This is a genomic window from Lachnoanaerobaculum orale (assembly GCF_003862485.1).
Classification (GTDB): Bacteria; Bacillota; Clostridia; order Lachnospirales; family Lachnospiraceae; genus Lachnoanaerobaculum; species Lachnoanaerobaculum orale.
The window spans coordinates 456,443-475,986 of the sequence record NZ_RRCM01000001.1; the positions used below are offsets into that span (position 1 = coordinate 456,443).

Sequence of the window (19,544 nt, forward strand, 5' to 3'; positions counted from 1 at the left end):
AAGAATATTGTTATTGCAAAATATATGTATTCATCATAAAATAAAGTCATATACACGGTTTTATTTTTTCTATGTTCAGTTTAAAGTTTATATCTTATTAAAGTAATTTTTAACGAGTCAAATAAGTCTTATTAAATGGAGGTCGTATGAGAGGAAGCAAGGAAAAAGATATTACACAAAAGGCACTTGAGATGTATAATGATGTTTTTGCAGATATTATAAATGTACTACTGTTTAATGGGGAGAATGTAGTAACGGAAGACAGTTTGACAGATGTATTGCAGGAAAGTATTCTAAAGATAGATGGTAGAATAAGAGCACAGTATAGGGATATCGCAAAATACTGGTACAACAGTAAGATAAAATTATCAATGTTCGGTCTGGAGAACCAAACAAAACCTGAGAAACTGATGCCACTTAGGATCTTTGGATATGACGGAGCGGAGTATACGAGGCAAGCTAAAAAAGAGAACAGTAAAGAAGCAAGATATCCCGTTATTACATTAGTATTGTACTTCGGATATAACGGCAGATGGAGTCATCCAACGAATTTACTTGAACTTTTGGATATAGATAAAAGAATCAAACAATATGTGAATGATTTCAAGATGAATCTATTTGAAATAGCATACCTTGACAGAGAAAAGATAGATATGTTCAAGAGTGACTTTTGGATACTTGCCGATTATCTGTATCAGATGCGTGTAAATAAGGATTATGTAGCCAGTGACACAGTAATTGAACATGTGGATGAACTTTTGATGCTGATGTCGGCAATGACAAAGGACTACAGATTTGAAGAGACCATAAATGAAGTGAAAGGAAAGGAGCATGTGACTATGTGTGAGGTGCTTGATAGAGTAGAGGCAAGAGGAAGAGAAGAAGGGATTAAAGAAGGAATTAAAGAAGGTACTGTAAATACCCTTATTTCTCTGGTAAATGATGGAATTCTAAGCATTGCGGATGCAGCAAAAAGAGCCGACATGAGCGAAGAAAGATTCAGAGGGTATATAGAGCGAGATTGATGCAAATTAGCATATGATTTTGAATATATTTAAATAATATAGACAGACTGGCGGTATAGAATAATAGGAACGAAAAATAACAGTACAAAAAATTATATTGAAGAGTTCATTTTTGAAATAATATATTCTGAAGCCTTATTATACCTTATAATAAATCTTATAGAGGATAAGGTTTTAGATGAAACTGCGTCTAATGTAAGGATTGTGGAAGAGAACAATTAGCGAACATAGAGAGGAAGAAGCTTCATGCTAAATTCACTTAAGATAGAACTTGAAGGTGAGATTGAAAAGAGTAGAAGTGACCTGCTTGGCTCTCTTTTTCAAGGTTTTATAATGGAAAATATTGATAAAAATTATGCAGATAAATTGCATGTGAGTGCATTGCATCCCTACAGTCAGTATGTGACTATGTCGGATGATAAGATTATATGGACGTTGAATACACTTAATAACGAAGCTAAGGAAAAGATAGCTGACAGAGTCAAGCAGATGGAAAAGGTAAATATCAAGTACAAAGGAAAGGAGTACAAGATAGTTTCAACTAAAGAAGGAAGTATCACTTATCAGAGCTTAGTAAAGGAAAGTTATTTGAAAGACGGAATCAGAAGATTAAAGGTATCGTTTTTGACTCCTACATCTTTCAAGCAGAATGGAAGATATGTGATATTTCCAACTGTGAGGCTTATTTTTCAGAGCCTTATGATGAAATTTGATAAGTCATCAAGTGATATGGAGGTATTCGACAAAGACATACTTGAGACTTTTGAAGATTGTACGGAGATAACGATGTATAAGTTAAGAAGTACATATTTTCATTTGGATGGAACAAAAATACCTGCATTTATCGGTGATATTACAATAACAGTAAAGGGACCGGCTCAGCTGGTTAATCTTGCAAATTTGCTCCTGAGATTCGGAACATACTCAGGGGTTGGAATAAAAACAGGAATAGGAATGGGTGGAATAGCATTTGAATAGAGATATGAAAAACTTGTATTGGGTGGGTTACCTATAAACCCACCTATATTTATTTCATGCAAAAATAATCAAGTTTTTTGTAAAATTCTTAGGTTGACTTTTATATAGCTAATGTCTAAAATTTTAATTAGGGCATAGATGCGTGCGTTTTCTATACAGTTTTGCAGAGATAATTATATGAGATAAGTAAATAGTTAAAGGGGGGAAGATGCAACAAGATATAATATTTATACCTCTTGGCGGAGGACAGAGAGTGGGAGCAAGCTGCTACTACTTAAAAGTTGGAGATGCCAACATCATCTTGGATGCGGGAATCGGCATTGACGACGGACTTGAGTTCGGACCGGATTTTCAGTTTCTTATAAGGACACCTTTTATACAATCAATGACACAGATCAATAATATCTTTATATCCCATGCACATATGGATCATGTAGGATACTTGCTGAAGCTTATGAATCAAACAAGCTATGCAGGTGTATATATGACGGAGATTACAAAAGTTTTATCGGAATATCAGCTTTACGACAGACTGTTTATAGGCAAGTCAAGTGATGAGAATACAAGGCTGGCTGCAAGAAGTCTGTTGGAAAGAATTGCAACTGTCAGCTTTATGCAGACTATGGATTTTGGAAAGTACAAGGTTACATTTTATCCGGCAGGTCATATACCCGGTGCGATGATGATGCTCTTTGAAATAGGAAAGAAAAGAATACTGTATACAGGAGATTATTCATTGAATAGTACCGCATTGACACAGGGATGCATGATACCTAAGGACGTTGAAATAGATACTGTTATAATATGCGGACTTCATGCCAAGCATCCTGACTACACCAAAAAGTCGGATGCGATATATAAACAGGCAGGGTATGTGCTACATACGGTAAAAGACAACCGTAGGTCTCTGCTTTGTCAGATACCGCAGCTTAGCAAAGGAATAGAATTCATAAAAAAACTGAATGATTGGAATAATACCGGAGTACCGATATATATAGACAGCTCCATTATGGATATGGTGGTAAAGATGGAAAAACTCTCAGTACCCGTTCTTAACAAATATAACAAAGTGATGGGTGATGAGAAACCGCCAGTGCCACATATATATTTGACATCAGACAGGAATACAAAGTGGGCAGGTCAATATAAAAGTATTAAGGTTGATTTCTCATTACATGAGGATTTTAACGAGATGAAGCAGTTTTTAAAAAGAATAAATCCGAGGCAGGCCATAGTAGTACACTGCGGCAAGGAAAATTCAGTATTTGACGATACGATTGAGCAGGAAATGATGAAGGATGTGGATTGTAGGACACAGTTTACATTTGCAGATGAAGAAGAGATATACAGGCTTTAATAAGGGGGAACTATGCTAAATATCAATGAAGAAAAAATCAATGAAGTTGTACAGAACATACATGAAGCTATGGTCAGAAAAGCCAAGAAAAGCGGAAAGTCAAGTGAGGAGATAGTCACAGAGAGTAGAATTTTTTCCATTATATGCAGTGATTTTGACTTGGCACCGTCAAAGGTTGCTTCGCTTATGAACAGCAACTACGGATATGATATGACCGGTGAAGAAGTTATACGGATTTTTAGGAACAGGAAGATGGCAAATCCGAATGAGAGAAAAGAGCTTTTCAAATGGGCGGACAATGTTGCGAGGCTTTTTAAGGGGGCAATGCTTGGAAAGAAAGAAAAGTTTGAAAAATTTGAAAGCCTTAGAAAAGAACCGGCACTAAAGAGCGGAAAGAAGCACGATTCACAAGACAGGATTGCAGCGATAATGATATATGAAAACTATCCTGAGATTGATATTTTTGATGATAAGAACAGCCTTTATCTGCTTGGAAATACAATGGCAAAGTATTTTTTCTATGATATGGTGGATGCCGTTCGCAATGTATACTTTTTTAATGAAAATGACGGAAGCAGAGCCGGACAAACCGAGAAAAAGAATAAGCTTTCATATGAGCAGGCACTCAGAAAAGTGGAGCAGCTTGAGAGTGCGCTTGAGAGAACTAATACAATGCTTCAGGATTTGCAAGATGAGTTTGATGAGCAGCTTGAAGCGAGCAAGGTAAAGGAACTGGCGGATTTTTTTGCTATGCTCAATTCGGAAAAGTACGGTTGTATACTGGATGAGCTTTTGGTGGTAAGAAAGGGAGTGGATGCTCTCAGAAAGAGTAATTATGAGTTGCCTATAGAGATAAACGGGCTTCTTATTATGGTAAAGAAACTTGTACAGTTTGTGCGTGACAGTCATATAGAACCTATGATGAAGATAGACTCCATAAAGGAAGTGAGTGCTTGTGATATTGAGTTTTGTAATTACGAGGGTTCACCTTTTGACAGTGATAAAACCAAGAAAGTGAGGGTAATATCTCCGGGATGGGTATATAAGGACAAGGATTTGCAGATTTCAAGGCCTAAGGTAAAGGAGGTGAAGTCATGAACGATTTATGCGTAGGAATAGATCTTGGGACTACCAATTCGGTACTTGCAACTATCAATGAGAAGCCCAACGGTGATATTGTAAGTAAAGTTGTAGAGATTTCAAGAGCGGTGGATATGTACAATGCCGTATCGGGTGAAGCTAAGCTTACCACTATGAAAAAGCCGACGCTTCCGTCATGTGTCTACTACAGACAGGAGAAGAATTACGAGCCGCTTGTGGGGGATTTTGCAAAGATGCAATATCCTTTGCGTCCGCATCTGGTAGCAAAATCTATAAAGAGTCAGATGGGCAGGTCTGTGGCGGAAGGTCTGTCACCTGATATTCCGGATAAGACTCCGGCACAGATTTCCTCCAGAATTTTAAAGCATCTGCTTAGAGAAGCGTCAAAGGTTTACAGATTGGATATAAAGGATGCGGTGATTACAGTGCCTGCAAACTTTGACTCCGCTATGTGTAAGGCTACAAGAGATGCGGCGGAACTTGCAGGTATTAAGGTGAAAAATGACGACGGCACTGAAAGAGCTGTACTTTTGTCCGAGCCGAATGCCGTAATTTACGACCTTATAAATCAGATTCACAACGGTGAAATTTCAAGCCATATATTGGATCTCAGTGAGAAAAAGAGAGTATTGGTATTTGACCTTGGTGGCGGCACACTTGATATCACAATGCATGAGATAAAGAGGCGAGAAGACAATAAAGAGATATTAAAAGTAGATGAGATAGCTACCAACAGATATACGCTTCTTGGCGGTGACGACTTTGATGAAGTGATTGCAGGGGCTATGTATGAAAGATATTTGAAACAATACGGCAGCCACCCTGATGTTGTAAATAAGCTTAAAAAAGAAACAAAGGTGATAATGCCGCAGCTTTTGGTATATGCGGAGCATCTGAAACTTGAATTAAATGAAAGATGCGGTGACGACTACGATTCGGGATGGGACGATCCTGATGAAGATATAGAGATTTCCACAGGCGGAAATATGGGAGGTATAGGCTACTCCTATGACGATACATTTACACAAAAAGAAGTGGAAGATATATTGTCGGTATTTATGGGAGCCGACCTGAAATATGAAGATTATAAAAGAATTGAAAGTATAAAGAATACAAAGAATATCATTTATCCCATACTTGATGTTTTGAAAAAGGCTACAGAGAAGCTGAATGTTGATGATATATCTGTAGATGCTGTGATTGTAAACGGCGGAATGTCTAAGTTCTATATGGTTACAGACAGATTGAAAGAATTTTTCGGATTTGAACCTATTGTTGCGCTTGATCCGGATCAGGCGGTGGCAAGAGGTGCGGCCGTATATCATTATTATTTGAACAAGTATGACGAGATGAAGGATGATATGAGAATGCTTGGAAATGAAGCAAGCAGCGTATCATCTGTTCAGAGTAAGAATAACACAATGAGAACCATGCCGCAGGTGGCAATAGAGTGGGGAGATAATATCTTAAATGATTGTTTGTACCTTGGAGTAAAAAACGGTGCGGTTCATGAGATTATTCCAACAGGTGCCAAACTTCCGTACCTGTCAGATACTATGAACGGCTTTAGAGTGGAGCCCGGTCAGAATCTGATTGCAGTACCTATAAAGAGTAAAAATTTGGACGGAACATACAGAACTATTGCAAACGGTAATATTACCTTCAATCAAAAGTATTATAACGGTGCATATGTGGCGTTTAAGATACATATGGGTAAGAACAAGGTAATAAGTATGAAGGCTTGGACCAGCAAAGACCTTGCAGGTAAATCAAAGCTTGAGGAAGGATATACTGAGATTACTATTGACAGTAGTGAACAGTCGGGAGCCAAGTCAAAGATTATGGCACCGACCGGCAGCAAGTTGCAGCCTAAAGATGAGATTAACAATCTGCTTCAACTGTGTCAAAATTATGAGAAGTGCAGGAATAAACTTGAAAAGGTCAACCTTGCAAAGAGGATTTTTACCTGCGGTACAAGTATCTGTAATGCATCCAATAAGGATGAATTTGCAGAGGTGATACTTGACGCACTCAAAAATGTCACCCTTGAGGAGGCCAGAAAGAGATTGTTTGTCATCGCAAGAAAGATAGGAAATTCTTGGAGCGATGATGAAAAAAGAAAGCTTTCAAAACTTTGCATGAGCCAAATAAGTGCTGAAATCAGCGGATTTTCAATTACGGGAGGACCGAAGATTTCCACAAATATTCAGGCTATATATACTCTGGGTATATGTGGCAGTATGGACCAGCTCAGTAAGCTCTCGGCACTACACTCTAATTCCAGATATTTACAGGCCTGCCTTTACACTCACGCAAAGACAAGGTCGGATTTGCAGTGGATTCAGGATGAATTTGAGGCGGATGCCAAAAAGAGCTTAAAGCTAGCCGGCAACAATATCCAATTCAGCGCCTATGCAATAGGAATAGCACTCAGAAAATCAGATTCAGGTACAGAGATACTTTCAAGCTCGGCAAGAGGCAAGATAGTAAAGAATATGTGCAATATCATAATATCCGGAAAGCTGAGTGAAGAGGCGCTTACAAGCTGCATCCTTGCAATTGGTTGGATATGTGACAGCAGAGCAAAAGCTTCCGATATTGACGATACAATAACCGACTATGCACTAAAGACCGTCAGAGATATCAAGTATGTCTATTCACCAAGCACAGTGATGAAGGATGAAAAGATGATCGATATAGTCACAAAGATGATAAACGGTGATTCGCTTGACAGCTATGAGGAAAAATTCCTGTTAACAAAGTTGAATATATAAAAATAATATTGGAATATGTGATGATAAAAGATAGAGAAAATGCCCTGGCAGGTGCCAGATGTATTATTCAAAACTGGTTGGAGGCGAAGGAAAGTGAAGTTATACACTTTATAACCGATGAAAGCCATAAAAAAGAAGCGGATATTTTTGAACTTGCAGCCTTTGAATGCGGAGTTGTTCCGAAGATAAGCATACTCTCTTTGGACGGAGTGCAGTCCGGAGAGGTGATAGACAAGATGAAAAACACCATGTACTACTCGGATGTGATAGTGGGGGCTACACATTATTCATTTGTGACTACGGAGGCTGTGGAGTTTGCACTGAAAAAGGGCTCAAGATTTTTGTCTTTTCCTATGCATACCAATGACGGAAGTTGTATATTTGAAAGAGAATTTATAAGAATGAGCCCGAAACTTGCAAAGAAAATGGGAAAGCCTGTAGCGCAAAGTATAACGGATGCAAATGAAGTTGTAGTAAAAACAAAGAAAGGAACAAATGTTGCTTTTTCTGCAAAGGGCAGAAATGCAGGTATATTTGCAGGAAGTTGTACAAGAAAGGGCAAGGTTGCCTCTTCAAGTTTTGAGGTGTATGTACCGATTGTAGAGACTGCGACAAAAGGCAGAGTTATAGCTGACGGTTCACTGGGTTATCTTGGGAAAATAAGTAATCCGATAGAGCTGATATTTGAAGCCGGATACTTGGTGGAGATAAACGGCGGAGAGGATGCTCTCAGATTAAAAAAGTATATGGAGAGTTTCGGTGACAAAGAGATTTATTGTGCGGCGGAACTTGGTATAGGACTTAATACAAAGTCAAAATGTGACGGTATCTGCTATATTGAGGATGAGTCTACATACGGCACATTTCATATAGGGTTTGGAAGAAATATCGCACTTGGCGGAAAACATGAGGCAAGGGGACATTTTGATATCGTTACACACAGTCCCGATATATTCGTTGATGAAGTTGTTATAATGGAGAATGGGGAGTTTATTATATAAACATTAAAATATTCATACTATTATCGTAAGTAAATTGTAATCAAATATTGCATTTTAACAGCAAATATTCTATTATATACATAAAGAACCATATATTTATCCATAAATATATAGTTTTGTTTGTTATGGGAATATATCATTTTTTACATTAAGCAGTGACTGAGCATTTTGATATTTTCCGAAAATAATAGAAAGTGAGAAGCATATGGAGATTTTAAAACTGATTGGTGTGCTGGTAGTAATAGTAGGTCTTGCTTTGAAACTGGACACACTGGCTACGGTAGTGGTTGCGGGAATTATAACAGGTTTCGTAGCCGGAATGTCACCTTTGGATATTCTTACGGTGTTGGGAAATGCATTTATTTCACAGAGAATATCTACACTTTTTGTACTTGCGCTGCCTGCAATAGGTATTTGTGAGAGATACGGACTTAAGGATAAGGCCGTAGATTTGATAAAGAAGATTGCAAATGCGACTACAGGAAGGATTTTGTCACTTTATCTTGCAATCCGTGTGTTTGCAGCAGCTACCTCTCTTCGTATAGGCGGACATATACAGTTTATCAGACCTCTTATACATCCGATGTCAAGAGGTGCGGCTGTAGCAAAGTACGGAGAGCTTAGTGAGGATGTTGAGGACGACATCAAAGGACTTTGTGCAGGTGTTGAAAACTTCGGAAACTTTTTCGGACAGAACTGTTTCCTCGGTGCTTCAGGTACACTCCTTATAGTAAGTACACTTACAGAGCAGGGAGTCAATGTAATGGAGGACGGTAAGCCTGTTCCTGTAGACGTGCTCGGAATAGCTATGTGGTCTATTCCTATTGCTATAGTTTCTGTAATATTAGGAATTATATATTTCGTCATTTATGACAGAAAACTTGAAAAAGCATTGGGAGGTAAATAATGGACAGTGTATTAAAACTTTCTGAGATTGCAACATGGGGTATGTCAAAAATTGTTGCAGAGATTTTCTTTATAATCATAGGTATAGTTTTCATTCTTGTAGGATTAAAAGCACTTGCAGACAAGCAGTTTGCAAACAGAAATACAAGTGCATTATTTTGGTTTGTTGTGGCATTTACATTTATAGCCGGTCCTTATGTACCTAAGTTTATAACAGGAGTATGTGTAGTACTTATGGCGATACTTACAGCTATAGGCAAGGTGGGACAGAGCGCCAGTGATGTGCCTACAGCCGAGGAGACAAGAGCTAATGCAAACAAACTTGGAAATAAGATTTTTATCCCACCTTTAGTGCTTGCACTCAGTGCATGGATTATCGCTACAGTTTGGAAAAAGCTCGGCGCAAACAATGCTGTAGGACTTTCGGCGATAATTGCATTGATATTTGTATTTGCAGTAACAGGTTCAAAGAAAGAGTATGCCGTAAAGGACGGAACAAGACTTATGGACAATATAGGTCCTGTAGGACTTTTGCCACAGGTATTGGCGGCACTCGGTGCACTGTTTACAGCTGCCGGAGTAGGTGATGTTATTGCAAAGGGAATTGAGATGGTAATTCCGCATAATAACAGACTTATCGCCGTTATAGTATACTGTCTTGCAATGGCAATTTTTACAGCCATTATGGGAAACGGCTTTGCAGCATTCTCAGTTATTACGGTAGGTATAGGTATTCCTTTCCTTATCAATCAGGGAGCAAACCCTTTGGTAGTAGGTGCTATGGGTCTTACAGCAGGTTATTGCGGTACTTTGATGACACCTATGGCGGCAAACTTCAATATTATGCCGGCGGCGCTACTTGAGACGAAGAACAAATATGGTATAATAAAGATGCAATTGCCATATGCAATAGCAATGCTTATAGCACATATTATTTTGATGTATATATGCGCGTTCAGATAGAAAGGACAGTTATGAGATTATTATTGACAGCCTTTGACCCGTTTGGCGGTGATGCAATCAATCCTGCACTTGAGGCGGTTAGACTGGTATCAGAGAAAATAGGAAGATTTGATGTTATAAAGCTTGAAGTACCGACGGTATTTGGAAAGTCTATAGAGGCGGTGGCAACAGCTATTGAAAGCACACAGCCTGATGTGGTACTTTGTATCGGACAGGCAGGCGGAAGATATGAAATAACACCTGAGAGAGTGGCAATCAATATAGATGATGCCAGAATCGCGGATAACGAGGGCAATCAACCTATAGACAAGAAGATATTTGAAGACGGTGAGAACGCATACTTTACTACGTTACCGATAAAGGCAATGGTAGAGGCGATAAGAGACGCCAATCTTCCGGCAGCCGTTTCAAACTCTGCAGGAACATTTGTATGCAATCATCTTATGTACGGTGTGCTTTATACACTTGCAAAGAAGTATCCTCATATCAAAGGAGGCTTTACACATGTGCCTTTTATACCTGAGCAGGTAGCAAGAAGGACACCGGTAGCTCCTTATATGGCCCTTGATGATATAAGAAGAGGACTTGAGGCGGCTATAGCTGCTATTGACAAGCATTTTGACGGTGACATAGATGTCAACGGAGGAAAAGAGTTTTAAATAACATTTGTGAAACCTGTTTTGGAAATCCAAGGCAGGTTTTTTATATATGATTTTAAAAGTATAAAATAAATTTATATATTTAACATATGTTACGGAAAAAGATGTTTAAAAGGGTTATACTACAGTAGCAATAGAGATTTGGATTTAACCATAAAGGAGGACTATATGGATAAGTTTTTAAAGAATATAAATCATGAAGAAGTTTTAAAATTAGCTGATTTGGTTGAAGCAAGTGAAGGACAGGTAGTTTCAAAGACATTGGCACAGAATAAATATGTAAGCATTACAGTTTTTGCATTTTCAAAGGGAGAGGAGATATCCACTCACGAGTCTGACGGTGATGCTTTGGTGACAGTGCTTGAAGGTAGCGGAAAGTTTATAGTGGACGGCAAGGAATATATCCTTAATGCAGGTGAAAGCCTTGTGATGCCGGCAAGAAAGCCGCATTCAGTTCATGCGATAGAGAGTTTCAAGATGCAGCTTACAGTGGTTTTTCCGCTTGAGAGATAAAAGGAGAGAAAGATGAGTGCAATTTTAGGACCAATACATCATTGGCTTTTTAGAAAGATTAAAATACAGAATGATTTGACAAACGCTATTATAGATGTGGCAAAGGATAAGGAGCTTAATGTAGCCCCTCTTGCAGATATAGATGAGAAATTCGGCTCACTTCCTGAGGGTGACCTTGGAAATATTATAGACCCGACCAATATCCACGGCTGGTTACAGGATAAGATAGCTATAGTTGAGAGAAGACTTGCATATGTTACAAAGACTCTTACAGACAACGATCCTGATGCTATAGGAATTATATGTGAGTGTGCAAGGATATTCGGCGTGGAAAATGCGGTAGACCCTAATGCGACTCCGGCAGACGGCTTTGAATACTATGAGAATACTTTTGTCAGCGGAATGCCTTGTGACGGTGTAAATATGGTTGTGAATGAAGACAGTGATGAGATTACTTGGCAGGAGACTGTGGATATTCATAAGCAGTACTGGGATGAAGTAGGTGTGGATGTGGCATTATTTTATGAGATAAGAAATGCCATGATTGAGGGAGTCTTTGCAGGCAGTGATTTGTCATACTATAACCTCGGCAACGGCTCATATAAGTTGGTTAAGGAGTGATATGTACGGAATAGATATTTTAGTTGAAGAACATAAAAATATAATAGAGTTTTGTAAAAGCATGAAGTCTATGTGCTGTTCTATAATAGAGGGAGAAGATGTAGATATAAATCTTGTGAAAGAGTGTGTAGCATTCGGTAAGAACTATGCAGACCACCTTCACCACGGTAAGGAGGAGAAGATTCTCTTTAAGGTAATGCTTGAAAAGCTCGGACCTGTAGCAGATAAGCTTATAAGAAACGGTATGCTTGTAGAGCATGACCTTGGAAGACTGCATATGAATGAGCTTTTAGAGGCGATAGACAGATATGAGAAGGATCCTTCCACACTCAATAAGCTTGATATAATCACAAATGCCTCAGGATATGCAACACTTTTAAACAGACATATCGGAAAAGAAGACGAGGTTGTTTATACATTTGCGCAGAGAGCTCTCTCGGATGAGGATAAGGAAAGAGTGGATGCAGAGACAAATGAGTTTGACGAAGCTCCTGAGAATAAGGCGGATGTAGAAAAGTACTTGGATTGGCTGAAAAACTTTAAGGAAAAGTATCCTGCAAGATAAGCCCCCGTTTAAAAATACATAGAAAAACCGGCAATATTATGGTACACTCCGTGTGAAAGGATTTTCATACGGAGTGTTTTTTGGATACTTGTACAGTCCATTACAGCACAGTTTAGTATATGAGGTGAGCATATGCAGGATTTAAAAAATTGGAAGCCGCCGGTACTGCCTGAGGAAATTGAGCAAGCTGATGTGCCGGGAAGTAAGGTTGTAATAACCGAGTATCATATTGACAGAGCGGGAAGGATTTTTCCTTATTTACTTGAGGAGATTGAAAAAGTTAAGAGTAAAAATGACAACGGAAAGGTAGTTGTATCCGTGTCAGGATGTTCAGGTGTTGGAAAATCAGGAATATCGGCAGTTCTGTCCTATTATTTAAATGATATCGGGATAGGAAGCTATATATTGGGAGGAGATAATTATCCGCGCAGAATACCTGAGTACAATGATGCGGAACGTTTACACTTGTTTAGAGAAGGCGGATTAAAAGGGCTGGTAAAGGACGGTGAGTATACAAAAGAGCGTTTTGACATAGTTCATAAGCTGCAGGAAGACGGAAATGATGCAGACCCTGAAAATGTAAAAAAATATCCATGGTATGAATCATATATAAACGGCGGACGTAATGCGCTGAAGGAGTACCTCGGTACAGCAAATGAGCTTGCATTTAACGAAGTTGAAGATGTTGTCAAGCAATTTAAATCAGGTGCCGACAAAATCTGGTTAAAGAGAATGGGAAGAAGCAATACTCAGATATGGTATGATGATGTGAATTTCAAGGATATCGGAGTTCTTTTGATTGAATGGACACATGGAAACAGTGATTACTTTGAAGGTGTAGATATACCGATACTTTTATACAGTACCCCACAGGAAACTTTGAAATACAGACTTTTAAGGAATCGTGACTGCGGAATAGACAGCCCGTTTACGGCCATGGTACTTAATATAGAACAGGGAACACTAGTAGAACAGGCACATAAGGCAAAGATAATTATTCTCCCGAACGGCGACAGACTAAGCTACGAAGAATACTGTAAATATATAGGAATGTAGGTGAAGAGCATGAAAAGAAATGATAACGGACCTATGCTAAATGCCTACCCTGACAGCCTTGGTGGAAACCTTGGGGATATTGCAAATTTTCTCAGTAAGAAAGAATTGAAGGATGTATTTTCATCATTTTACATACTTCCGAGTCTGTTCAATACAGATTTGGACAGAGGATTTTCGGTAATTGATTATTCTTTGAATGAACTTTATGCAAAAAGAGAGGATTTGGAAAAACTTGAGGAACTTGGAATAGATTTAAAACTTGATTTTATTTTAAATCATGCTTCGGTGCTTTCCGAGCAGTTTCAAGATATAATAAAAAACGGTGAAAATTCAAAGTACAGAGATTTCTTTATAGACTGGAACAAGTTTTGGGACGGCTGCGGTGAAATGACTGAGGAAGGCTATATACAGCCAAAAACTGAGCTTATAAAGGATATGTTCTTTAGAAAGCCGGGTCTGCCTATACTGATGGTTCGCTTCCCTGACGGAAAGGAAGTTCCTTATTGGAATACCTTTTATCAGGAAGTAAGGTATCCGACTTTGGACGCTGTGGATATAAGAAATATCACAGGTGTACAGTATGGCATTGCGGACGGATTGGCAAATTTATTAAATAAAGGTCTTTGTGATGGCAAATCTCCTGAAAAGATTTTAAACGAGGCAAATATCTACACAGACAAGCTTAGTGATAATCAAAAGAAAGAGCTTTGTGAAAGACTGGAGTCTGAGAGAAAGTATCTCGGACAGATGGATCTTAATATCAAGTCGCCTCTTGTTTGGGAGTTTTATGACAATACTTTAAAGACTTTGGCAAATTACGGGGCCAAGATTGTAAGACTTGACGCATTTGCCTATGCTCCAAAGGGAGTCGGCGAGAAAAATTTCTTAAATGAGCCTGCCACCTGGGATGTGCTTACAAAGGTGAGAGAGTTGGCTGATAAGTACAATGTGAGATTACTGCCTGAGATTCATGCAAGCTATGAAGAAAAAATATATGAGAAGATAGCAAATAAGGGCTATATGACTTATGATTTCTTTCTTCCGGGACTTATTATAGATGCCTTTGAACAGCAATCAGGCGAAGTCTTAAAAAAATGGGCCGATGAACTTGTGGAAAAGAAAATACAGGTCGTAAATATGCTGGGTTGCCACGACGGAATACCTTTGCTTGATCTTAAGGGACTTATAAGTGAAGAAAGTATTCAATCTGTTATAGATACTGTGGTAAAGCGAGGCGGATATGTAAAGGATTTACACGGTCAAAAGAATGTATACTATCAGGTGAATGCAACTTATTACAGTGCACTCGGTGAAGATGATAAGAGAATGCTCCTTGCCAGAGCCATCCAAATCTTTATGCCGGGCAAGCCTCAGGTTTGGTATTTGGATTTATTTGCAGGAAAGAACGACCATGAAGCGGTAAAGAGGGCAGGAGCCGGAGGCCATAAGGAGATCAACCGTACAAATCTGACTGCTAAAGAGATGGAAGACGGCTTACAAAAAGAAATCGTACAAAAGCAGCTTGAGTTATTAAGACTTCGTTCCACATTTTCGGTATTTTCAAATGACAGTGAGTTTACTATGAAATGTGATGAAAGTAAAATATTTATGGAGTGGAAGAATAATGAAGAAAGAGCGGTACTAAAAGCCGACCTCTCAGACTTTAATTTTGATATTCTTGCAGAAAAAAACGGTGAGATAATTTATCAATATAAATAATATAAAAAGAGTAAAACCCTATATTAAGGTTTTACTCTTTTTTAACCCTTGATGCTGTCACCAAGCAGTCCTTTTATAAGAAATTTTTGAATGAAAATAAATATTATAAGTGTCGGAATCATGGTGATGACACTTGCAGCCATCTGAGTTTCCCAAGTTGTCTTATAAAGTGACTGATAATCTGTAAGTGCCATGGCTACAGTTCTGTTTTCCGGTGACAATATAAATGTTCGGGCAAAAAGCAGATCACCATAGGCTCTGATAAAGGCAAAAAGCCCTGTTGTAAGCAGCCCCGGAAGTATCAAAGGGGCAAGAATAAACCTTACGACTTCAAGCCTTGTAGCACCGTCCATCCATGCAGCTTCTTCAAGCGTTACAGGTATATCCTTTATATATGAGTACAAAAGCCAGAGACTCATAGGCAGGCATACAGCTACATTTGCAATAATAAGTGCAAGTTTGGTATCAAGCAGTCCGAAGTTTTTAAATACAATATATATCGGTGAGAAAGGATATAAGGCAGGTACAGCTTGCCAAGGGAGCTATATTCTCAGGTATAAGAGCGCTTATAAAAAAAGCCGGCATTGAAACCGGTGATATAACAAGGGTATGTATAGCCGGGCAGTTTGGTAAGTATATAAGTATGGACTCTTTCTTTGGGGTGGGACTTATGCCAAGGGAATTTGAGGGAAAGGTGGAATACCTTGGAAATACCTCTTTGACCGGAGCATATATGGCTCTTCTTGATAAAAATGCGATAGAGTATATGAGTGAAATCTCTGTGGAGACTGAGTATTTTGAGCTTTCAAAGCTTGAAGAGTATGAAAAAATATTTGCAAAGGCTTTGAGATTTGATTGATAATAGGAGAAAATATATGGAACTTAAGATTCATCCTAATGATAAGATGACACCTGTGGAAAGGGCAAAAGCAATAGCTGAAAAAAGAGATTATGACAGAATAATGATGGATCCTTTTTTGGGCGAGATAAAGGCAAGGCTTATAGGAAAAAATACAAGAGAGTACTGGAGAAATGAAGACAGCCTTGTAATGGGAGATATAGTGTCTATGAACCGATTCGGTCTGGACGGAATGGGTGTGGGAACATGTAAAAAATCTGGATATAGGTATCTTTAGTGTGGACAATGAGATGGATATAGATGAAACTTGTGAGTTTTTTGCAGATTCAAAGATGATTGCAGGGAATGTAGCACCGGTTTATACGATCTGCAATGGAACACAGGAAAATATAGAGGATGAAGTAAAGAGATGTATCCTTGCGGGAAAGAAATGTAAAAAGGGCTTTATGCTCACTCCGGGATACAACCTTCCCCTTGCAACAACAGATGAAAAGATAGATATGTTTTTGAATGCAGGAAGGAAGTATAGTTTTATATAATTAATATTAAAATAAGTATATGATCCATCTGTTGTAGTAAATATTATGGCACTTGCTAAGATGCAGGTGTCTTTTTTATTTCTCAAAGCAATTATTGACTGATAGTCGAAAAAGTGTTGACAGTGAGTAAAGGGCGTTCTATAATAAAAACCGACTATTAGTCAAAAAAGGAGACTGAAATGAAAAAAGGTGAAAAAAGAAAACAGGAACTTCTAAATCTTGCCTATCGTATGTTCATAGAAAAAGGCTATGAGAATACAAGTATTGATGAGATTGTGGCTAAGGCCGGTATAGCAAAAGGAACTTACTATTATTATTTTGCGAGCAAAGAAGCAACGCTGGAGGCGGTCATAGAAATGATGATAGAAAAGGAGAGTACAGTAGCCAAAGAGCTTCTTGCGGCACAGCTTTCGATACCTGAAAAGTTGGTTTCGGTTGTAAATGCCTTTCGTCCGGATAAAGAGGAAGCGGTGATTACGGATGTTCTGGAAAGAAAAGAAAATATTATTATGCATGATAAAATCTGCAAGAAAATTGTAGAAGTGGCGGTACCGATTTTGGCAGAGATTGTTCAAGAAGGAATAGCACAGGGAATCTTTTCGTGTACGTATATTGAAGAGCGAGTGAAGATGCTCCTTGTTACGAGTCAGCATATGTTCGATTATGGAAATTTTGGTGAAAAAGATGTAGAGGTGTATATCGATATGCTGGAGAAGTCTCTTGGGGCAAAATCCGGAACCATGCATTTTATCAGTAAGGTCTTAGTAGAGGGGGCAAAGGAATGAACAAAGGAATGAGCAAAGCGCAGTTTATACAGGATAAAGATGAATATCGATATAGACCGTGGTTATTCTTTATCTGCGCTTATTTTTTCACATGGATCTTCTGGATACCGGCAATCTTTGTTTCCGAAGATAAGGGTGCGATATTGATGTTGCTGGGTCTCCTTGCTCCGGCAGTGGTCTCAACTGTATTTGTACTTGTATCCGGCTGTGAAGAGTTGAAGAAAGATCTTAAGGAAAAGATTATAGGCTTTTATAAAGTGAAGTGGATGAATGTGTTTTGGGCAGTGGTTCTTTATGCACTGATTATTGTGTTCTCTATACTTTTATCCCTTTTATTTGGACAATCCTTAAAACAGTTTTCCTTTACGGAAGATTTTTCCTTTACCGGAGTGGGAATAGGATCTGCTTTTGTGACCATTACACTGGCTTCGATTATTGAAGAAGTAGGCTGGAAGGGATATTGTGAAGACTCCATAGGGCAATATATGGACTGGTTTATTGAATCCCTGATTTTTGGAATATTATGGTCACTTTGGCATTTTCCCCTGCTTTTTATCAAGGGGACATATCAGGCAGGACTTATGGTTAATCCCTTGTTTGTCATTAATTTCTTCGTGGGTGCCATTCTCATGGGATATATCATCACATGGGTGTATCTGGTCAGCGACCGCTCCATTCTGGCCTGCATGGTGTTCCATTTGTTTGTAAACTTTATGCAGGAAAAAATTGCGATGACAGCGGAGACAAAGTGTGTGGAAACCATTGTGATTTTCATTGTAACGGTGATTATTGTACTGCTGAATAAAAAAATGTTTTTTGGAACGGAGCATGTTGGAAGACTCTTGAAAACACGATTTGGGGAGGGAAATTAAGATGAGTTCCGGAATGAAAAAGTTTCTCCTTCTTTGGATTGGGGAGCTCATATCGTCTATAGGTGGCGGACTCACTTCTTTTGGACTTGGGGTTTATGTCTTTCAAAAAACAGGCAGTGCGGCAGGAATGGCCTTGGTGACTTTACTTGGATTTCTGCCTACCCTTCTTTTCACTGTTCCGGCAGGAGTGTTGGCTGACCGTTACGATAGAAGAGTTTTGATGATGATTGGAGACGGTTGTTCAGGACTTGGCATCCTTTACATTTTCCTCTGCATGCTACATGGAGAAGCAAACCTCGTTCAGATATGTATAGGTGTGTTCGTCAGTGCCATATTTTCCTCCCTTTTAGATCCTTCTTACAGAGCAACGATCACAGATTTATTATCCAAGGAGGAGTTTTCCAAAGCCTCAGGATTAGTGTCTTTGGCAGGAAGTGCCAGATATCTGTTCTCGCCCGTTATAGCAGGCCTATTGCTGGCATATCATGACATTTCCCTGTTGCTGTTCATTGATGTATCTACCTTCTTTGTTACGATTACAACGACCTTTATTGTAAGGCAAGGGATAAAAGCAAAACAGCCTACAGATAAGCAGTCATTTTTGGAAAGCATGAAAGAAGGCTGGAGAGCAATCCACATAGAGAAAGGCGTTTTTGTGCTTGTCCTGTGTTCCTCTCTGATTACCCTGTTTCTTGGGACTTTGCAAATTCTTGTTGAGCCGATGATTCTTTCTTTTTCAGACTCCAAGGTGCTGGGCATTGTAGAAACCCTATGTGCAAGTGGAATGCTTGTATCGGGAATACTTCTCGGAGGTTTCGGCATTAAGAAAGAATATGGAAAAGTTCTTCAAATCTCATTTTTTATGGCGGGAATCTTTATGATCGGTATGTCAATATTTGAAAATCTGGTCAGCATCAGTATATTTGGTTTCTTTTTCTTTGCTACTTTGCCTCTTTGCAACAACTGCATGGATTATCTTTGCAGGACAAATATACCGGATGCTTTGCAGGGCAGAGCTTGGGGATTTATAGGCTTTCTCTCGCAGCTGGGCTATGTTATTGCCTATGCAGTTTCCGGCTTAGCTGCGGATGGTCTTGGGAGTCTGAGTGGAATGGGTGTCGGACGTGGAGCCGCTTTTATGATAGGGATTTCGGGTGTCTTTCTTTCCCTTGTGGCAGTTACTTTACTTCGTTTTCCGGCTATCGGAGAATTGGAAAAGAAAACGTAATAGGGGAATTGTAATGTGTGATT

At 38.9% G+C, this 19,544-nt stretch carries 21 protein-coding genes; 20 read left to right on the forward strand and 1 reads right to left on the reverse strand.

The window, feature by feature from the left end:
• The first annotated feature begins 146 nt into the window (after positions 1-146).
• The 14 genes from EHW90_RS02280 to EHW90_RS02345 all read left to right on the forward strand — a co-directional run bounded on the left by EHW90_RS02280 (position 147) and on the right by EHW90_RS02345 (position 15,238).
• A complete protein-coding gene (locus EHW90_RS02280) occupies positions 147-1,025 on the forward strand; it encodes an Rpn family recombination-promoting nuclease/putative transposase (protein ID WP_124950922.1) in 879 nt (292 codons plus the stop codon).
• 246 nt (positions 1,026-1,271) lie between these two features.
• Entirely contained in the window at positions 1,272-2,003 is a 732-nt protein-coding gene (gene cas6, locus EHW90_RS02285) for a CRISPR-associated endoribonuclease Cas6 (RefSeq protein ID WP_124950924.1), read from the forward strand.
• A 208-nt stretch (positions 2,004-2,211) separates the two neighbouring features.
• Positions 2,212-3,360: an MBL fold metallo-hydrolase gene (locus EHW90_RS02290; protein ID WP_124950926.1), complete on the forward strand. Its 1,149-nt coding sequence runs from the start codon at positions 2,212-2,214 to the stop codon at positions 3,358-3,360.
• 12 nt (positions 3,361-3,372) lie between these two features.
• Positions 3,373-4,458 carry a hypothetical protein gene (locus tag EHW90_RS02295; protein ID WP_124950928.1) on the forward strand — a complete coding sequence of 362 codons (1,086 nt, stop codon included), beginning with the start codon at positions 3,373-3,375 and terminating at the stop codon, positions 4,456-4,458.
• Positions 4,455-7,235: an Hsp70 family protein gene (locus tag EHW90_RS02300; RefSeq protein ID WP_124950930.1), complete on the forward strand. Its 2,781-nt coding sequence runs from the start codon at positions 4,455-4,457 to the stop codon at positions 7,233-7,235. The genes EHW90_RS02295 and EHW90_RS02300 overlap by 4 nt, the downstream gene beginning before the upstream one ends.
• 20 nt (positions 7,236-7,255) lie before the next feature.
• Entirely contained in the window at positions 7,256-8,236 is a 981-nt protein-coding gene (locus EHW90_RS02305; protein ID WP_124950932.1) for a M29 family metallopeptidase, read from the forward strand.
• 205 nt (positions 8,237-8,441) lie between these two features.
• Positions 8,442-9,143, forward strand: a complete 702-nt coding sequence (locus EHW90_RS02310; RefSeq protein ID WP_124950934.1) for a DUF969 domain-containing protein — start codon at positions 8,442-8,444, stop codon at positions 9,141-9,143.
• The gene (locus tag EHW90_RS02315; RefSeq protein WP_124950936.1) at positions 9,143-10,105 is read left to right on the forward strand and encodes a DUF979 domain-containing protein; all 963 of its coding nucleotides are present in this window, start codon (positions 9,143-9,145) and stop codon (positions 10,103-10,105) included. The genes EHW90_RS02310 and EHW90_RS02315 overlap by 1 nt, the downstream gene beginning before the upstream one ends.
• Positions 10,106-10,116: 11 nt before the next feature.
• Positions 10,117-10,764, forward strand: a complete 648-nt coding sequence (gene pcp / locus EHW90_RS02320; protein ID WP_124950938.1) for a pyroglutamyl-peptidase I — start codon at positions 10,117-10,119, stop codon at positions 10,762-10,764.
• Between the two features lie 168 nt (positions 10,765-10,932).
• Positions 10,933-11,277, forward strand: a complete 345-nt coding sequence (locus EHW90_RS02325) for a cupin domain-containing protein (RefSeq protein ID WP_060930259.1) — start codon at positions 10,933-10,935, stop codon at positions 11,275-11,277.
• A gap of 12 nt (positions 11,278-11,289) precedes the next feature.
• The gene (locus EHW90_RS02330) at positions 11,290-11,898 is read left to right on the forward strand and encodes a hypothetical protein (RefSeq protein WP_060930260.1); all 609 of its coding nucleotides are present in this window, start codon (positions 11,290-11,292) and stop codon (positions 11,896-11,898) included.
• 1 nt (position 11,899) lies between these two features.
• The gene (locus tag EHW90_RS02335) at positions 11,900-12,463 is read left to right on the forward strand and encodes a hemerythrin domain-containing protein (RefSeq protein WP_124950940.1); all 564 of its coding nucleotides are present in this window, start codon (positions 11,900-11,902) and stop codon (positions 12,461-12,463) included.
• A gap of 132 nt (positions 12,464-12,595) precedes the next feature.
• Entirely contained in the window at positions 12,596-13,519 is a 924-nt protein-coding gene (locus tag EHW90_RS02340; RefSeq protein ID WP_124950942.1) for a nucleoside/nucleotide kinase family protein, read from the forward strand.
• Positions 13,520-13,528: 9 nt separating this feature from the next.
• Positions 13,529-15,238 carry an alpha-amylase family glycosyl hydrolase gene (locus tag EHW90_RS02345; protein WP_124950944.1) on the forward strand — a complete coding sequence of 570 codons (1,710 nt, stop codon included), beginning with the start codon at positions 13,529-13,531 and terminating at the stop codon, positions 15,236-15,238.
• Positions 15,239-15,279: 41 nt separating this feature from the next.
• Here the strand turns inward: EHW90_RS02345 and EHW90_RS02350 are convergent, their stop codons facing one another.
• Positions 15,280-15,738, reverse strand: coding sequence for a carbohydrate ABC transporter permease (locus tag EHW90_RS02350; RefSeq protein ID WP_330383480.1), 459 nt, complete (start codon positions 15,736-15,738; stop codon positions 15,280-15,282).
• 2 nt (positions 15,739-15,740) lie between these two features.
• Here EHW90_RS02350 and EHW90_RS02355 point away from each other — a divergent pair, with 2 nt between their 5' ends.
• From EHW90_RS02355 to EHW90_RS02375, 6 genes are all read left to right on the forward strand, one after another.
• A complete protein-coding gene (locus tag EHW90_RS02355; protein WP_060930264.1) occupies positions 15,741-16,097 on the forward strand; it encodes an ASKHA domain-containing protein in 357 nt (118 codons plus the stop codon).
• Between the two features lie 16 nt (positions 16,098-16,113).
• On the forward strand, positions 16,114-16,374 hold the full coding sequence (locus EHW90_RS13405; protein WP_060930265.1) for a hypothetical protein: 261 nt from the start codon (positions 16,114-16,116) through the stop codon (positions 16,372-16,374).
• The gene (locus EHW90_RS13410; protein WP_243113889.1) at positions 16,334-16,636 is read left to right on the forward strand and encodes a uroporphyrinogen decarboxylase family protein; all 303 of its coding nucleotides are present in this window, start codon (positions 16,334-16,336) and stop codon (positions 16,634-16,636) included. The genes EHW90_RS13405 and EHW90_RS13410 overlap by 41 nt, the downstream gene beginning before the upstream one ends.
• Before the next feature lie 179 nt (positions 16,637-16,815).
• Positions 16,816-17,421 carry a TetR/AcrR family transcriptional regulator gene (locus EHW90_RS02365; protein ID WP_060930267.1) on the forward strand — a complete coding sequence of 202 codons (606 nt, stop codon included), beginning with the start codon at positions 16,816-16,818 and terminating at the stop codon, positions 17,419-17,421.
• Positions 17,418-18,293, forward strand: coding sequence for a CPBP family intramembrane glutamic endopeptidase (locus EHW90_RS02370; RefSeq protein ID WP_243113890.1), 876 nt, complete (start codon positions 17,418-17,420; stop codon positions 18,291-18,293). The genes EHW90_RS02365 and EHW90_RS02370 overlap by 4 nt, the downstream gene beginning before the upstream one ends.
• A 1-nt stretch (position 18,294) precedes the next feature.
• Positions 18,295-19,521 carry an MFS transporter gene (locus EHW90_RS02375; protein ID WP_124950946.1) on the forward strand — a complete coding sequence of 409 codons (1,227 nt, stop codon included), beginning with the start codon at positions 18,295-18,297 and terminating at the stop codon, positions 19,519-19,521.
• Positions 19,522-19,544 lie beyond the last annotated feature (23 nt).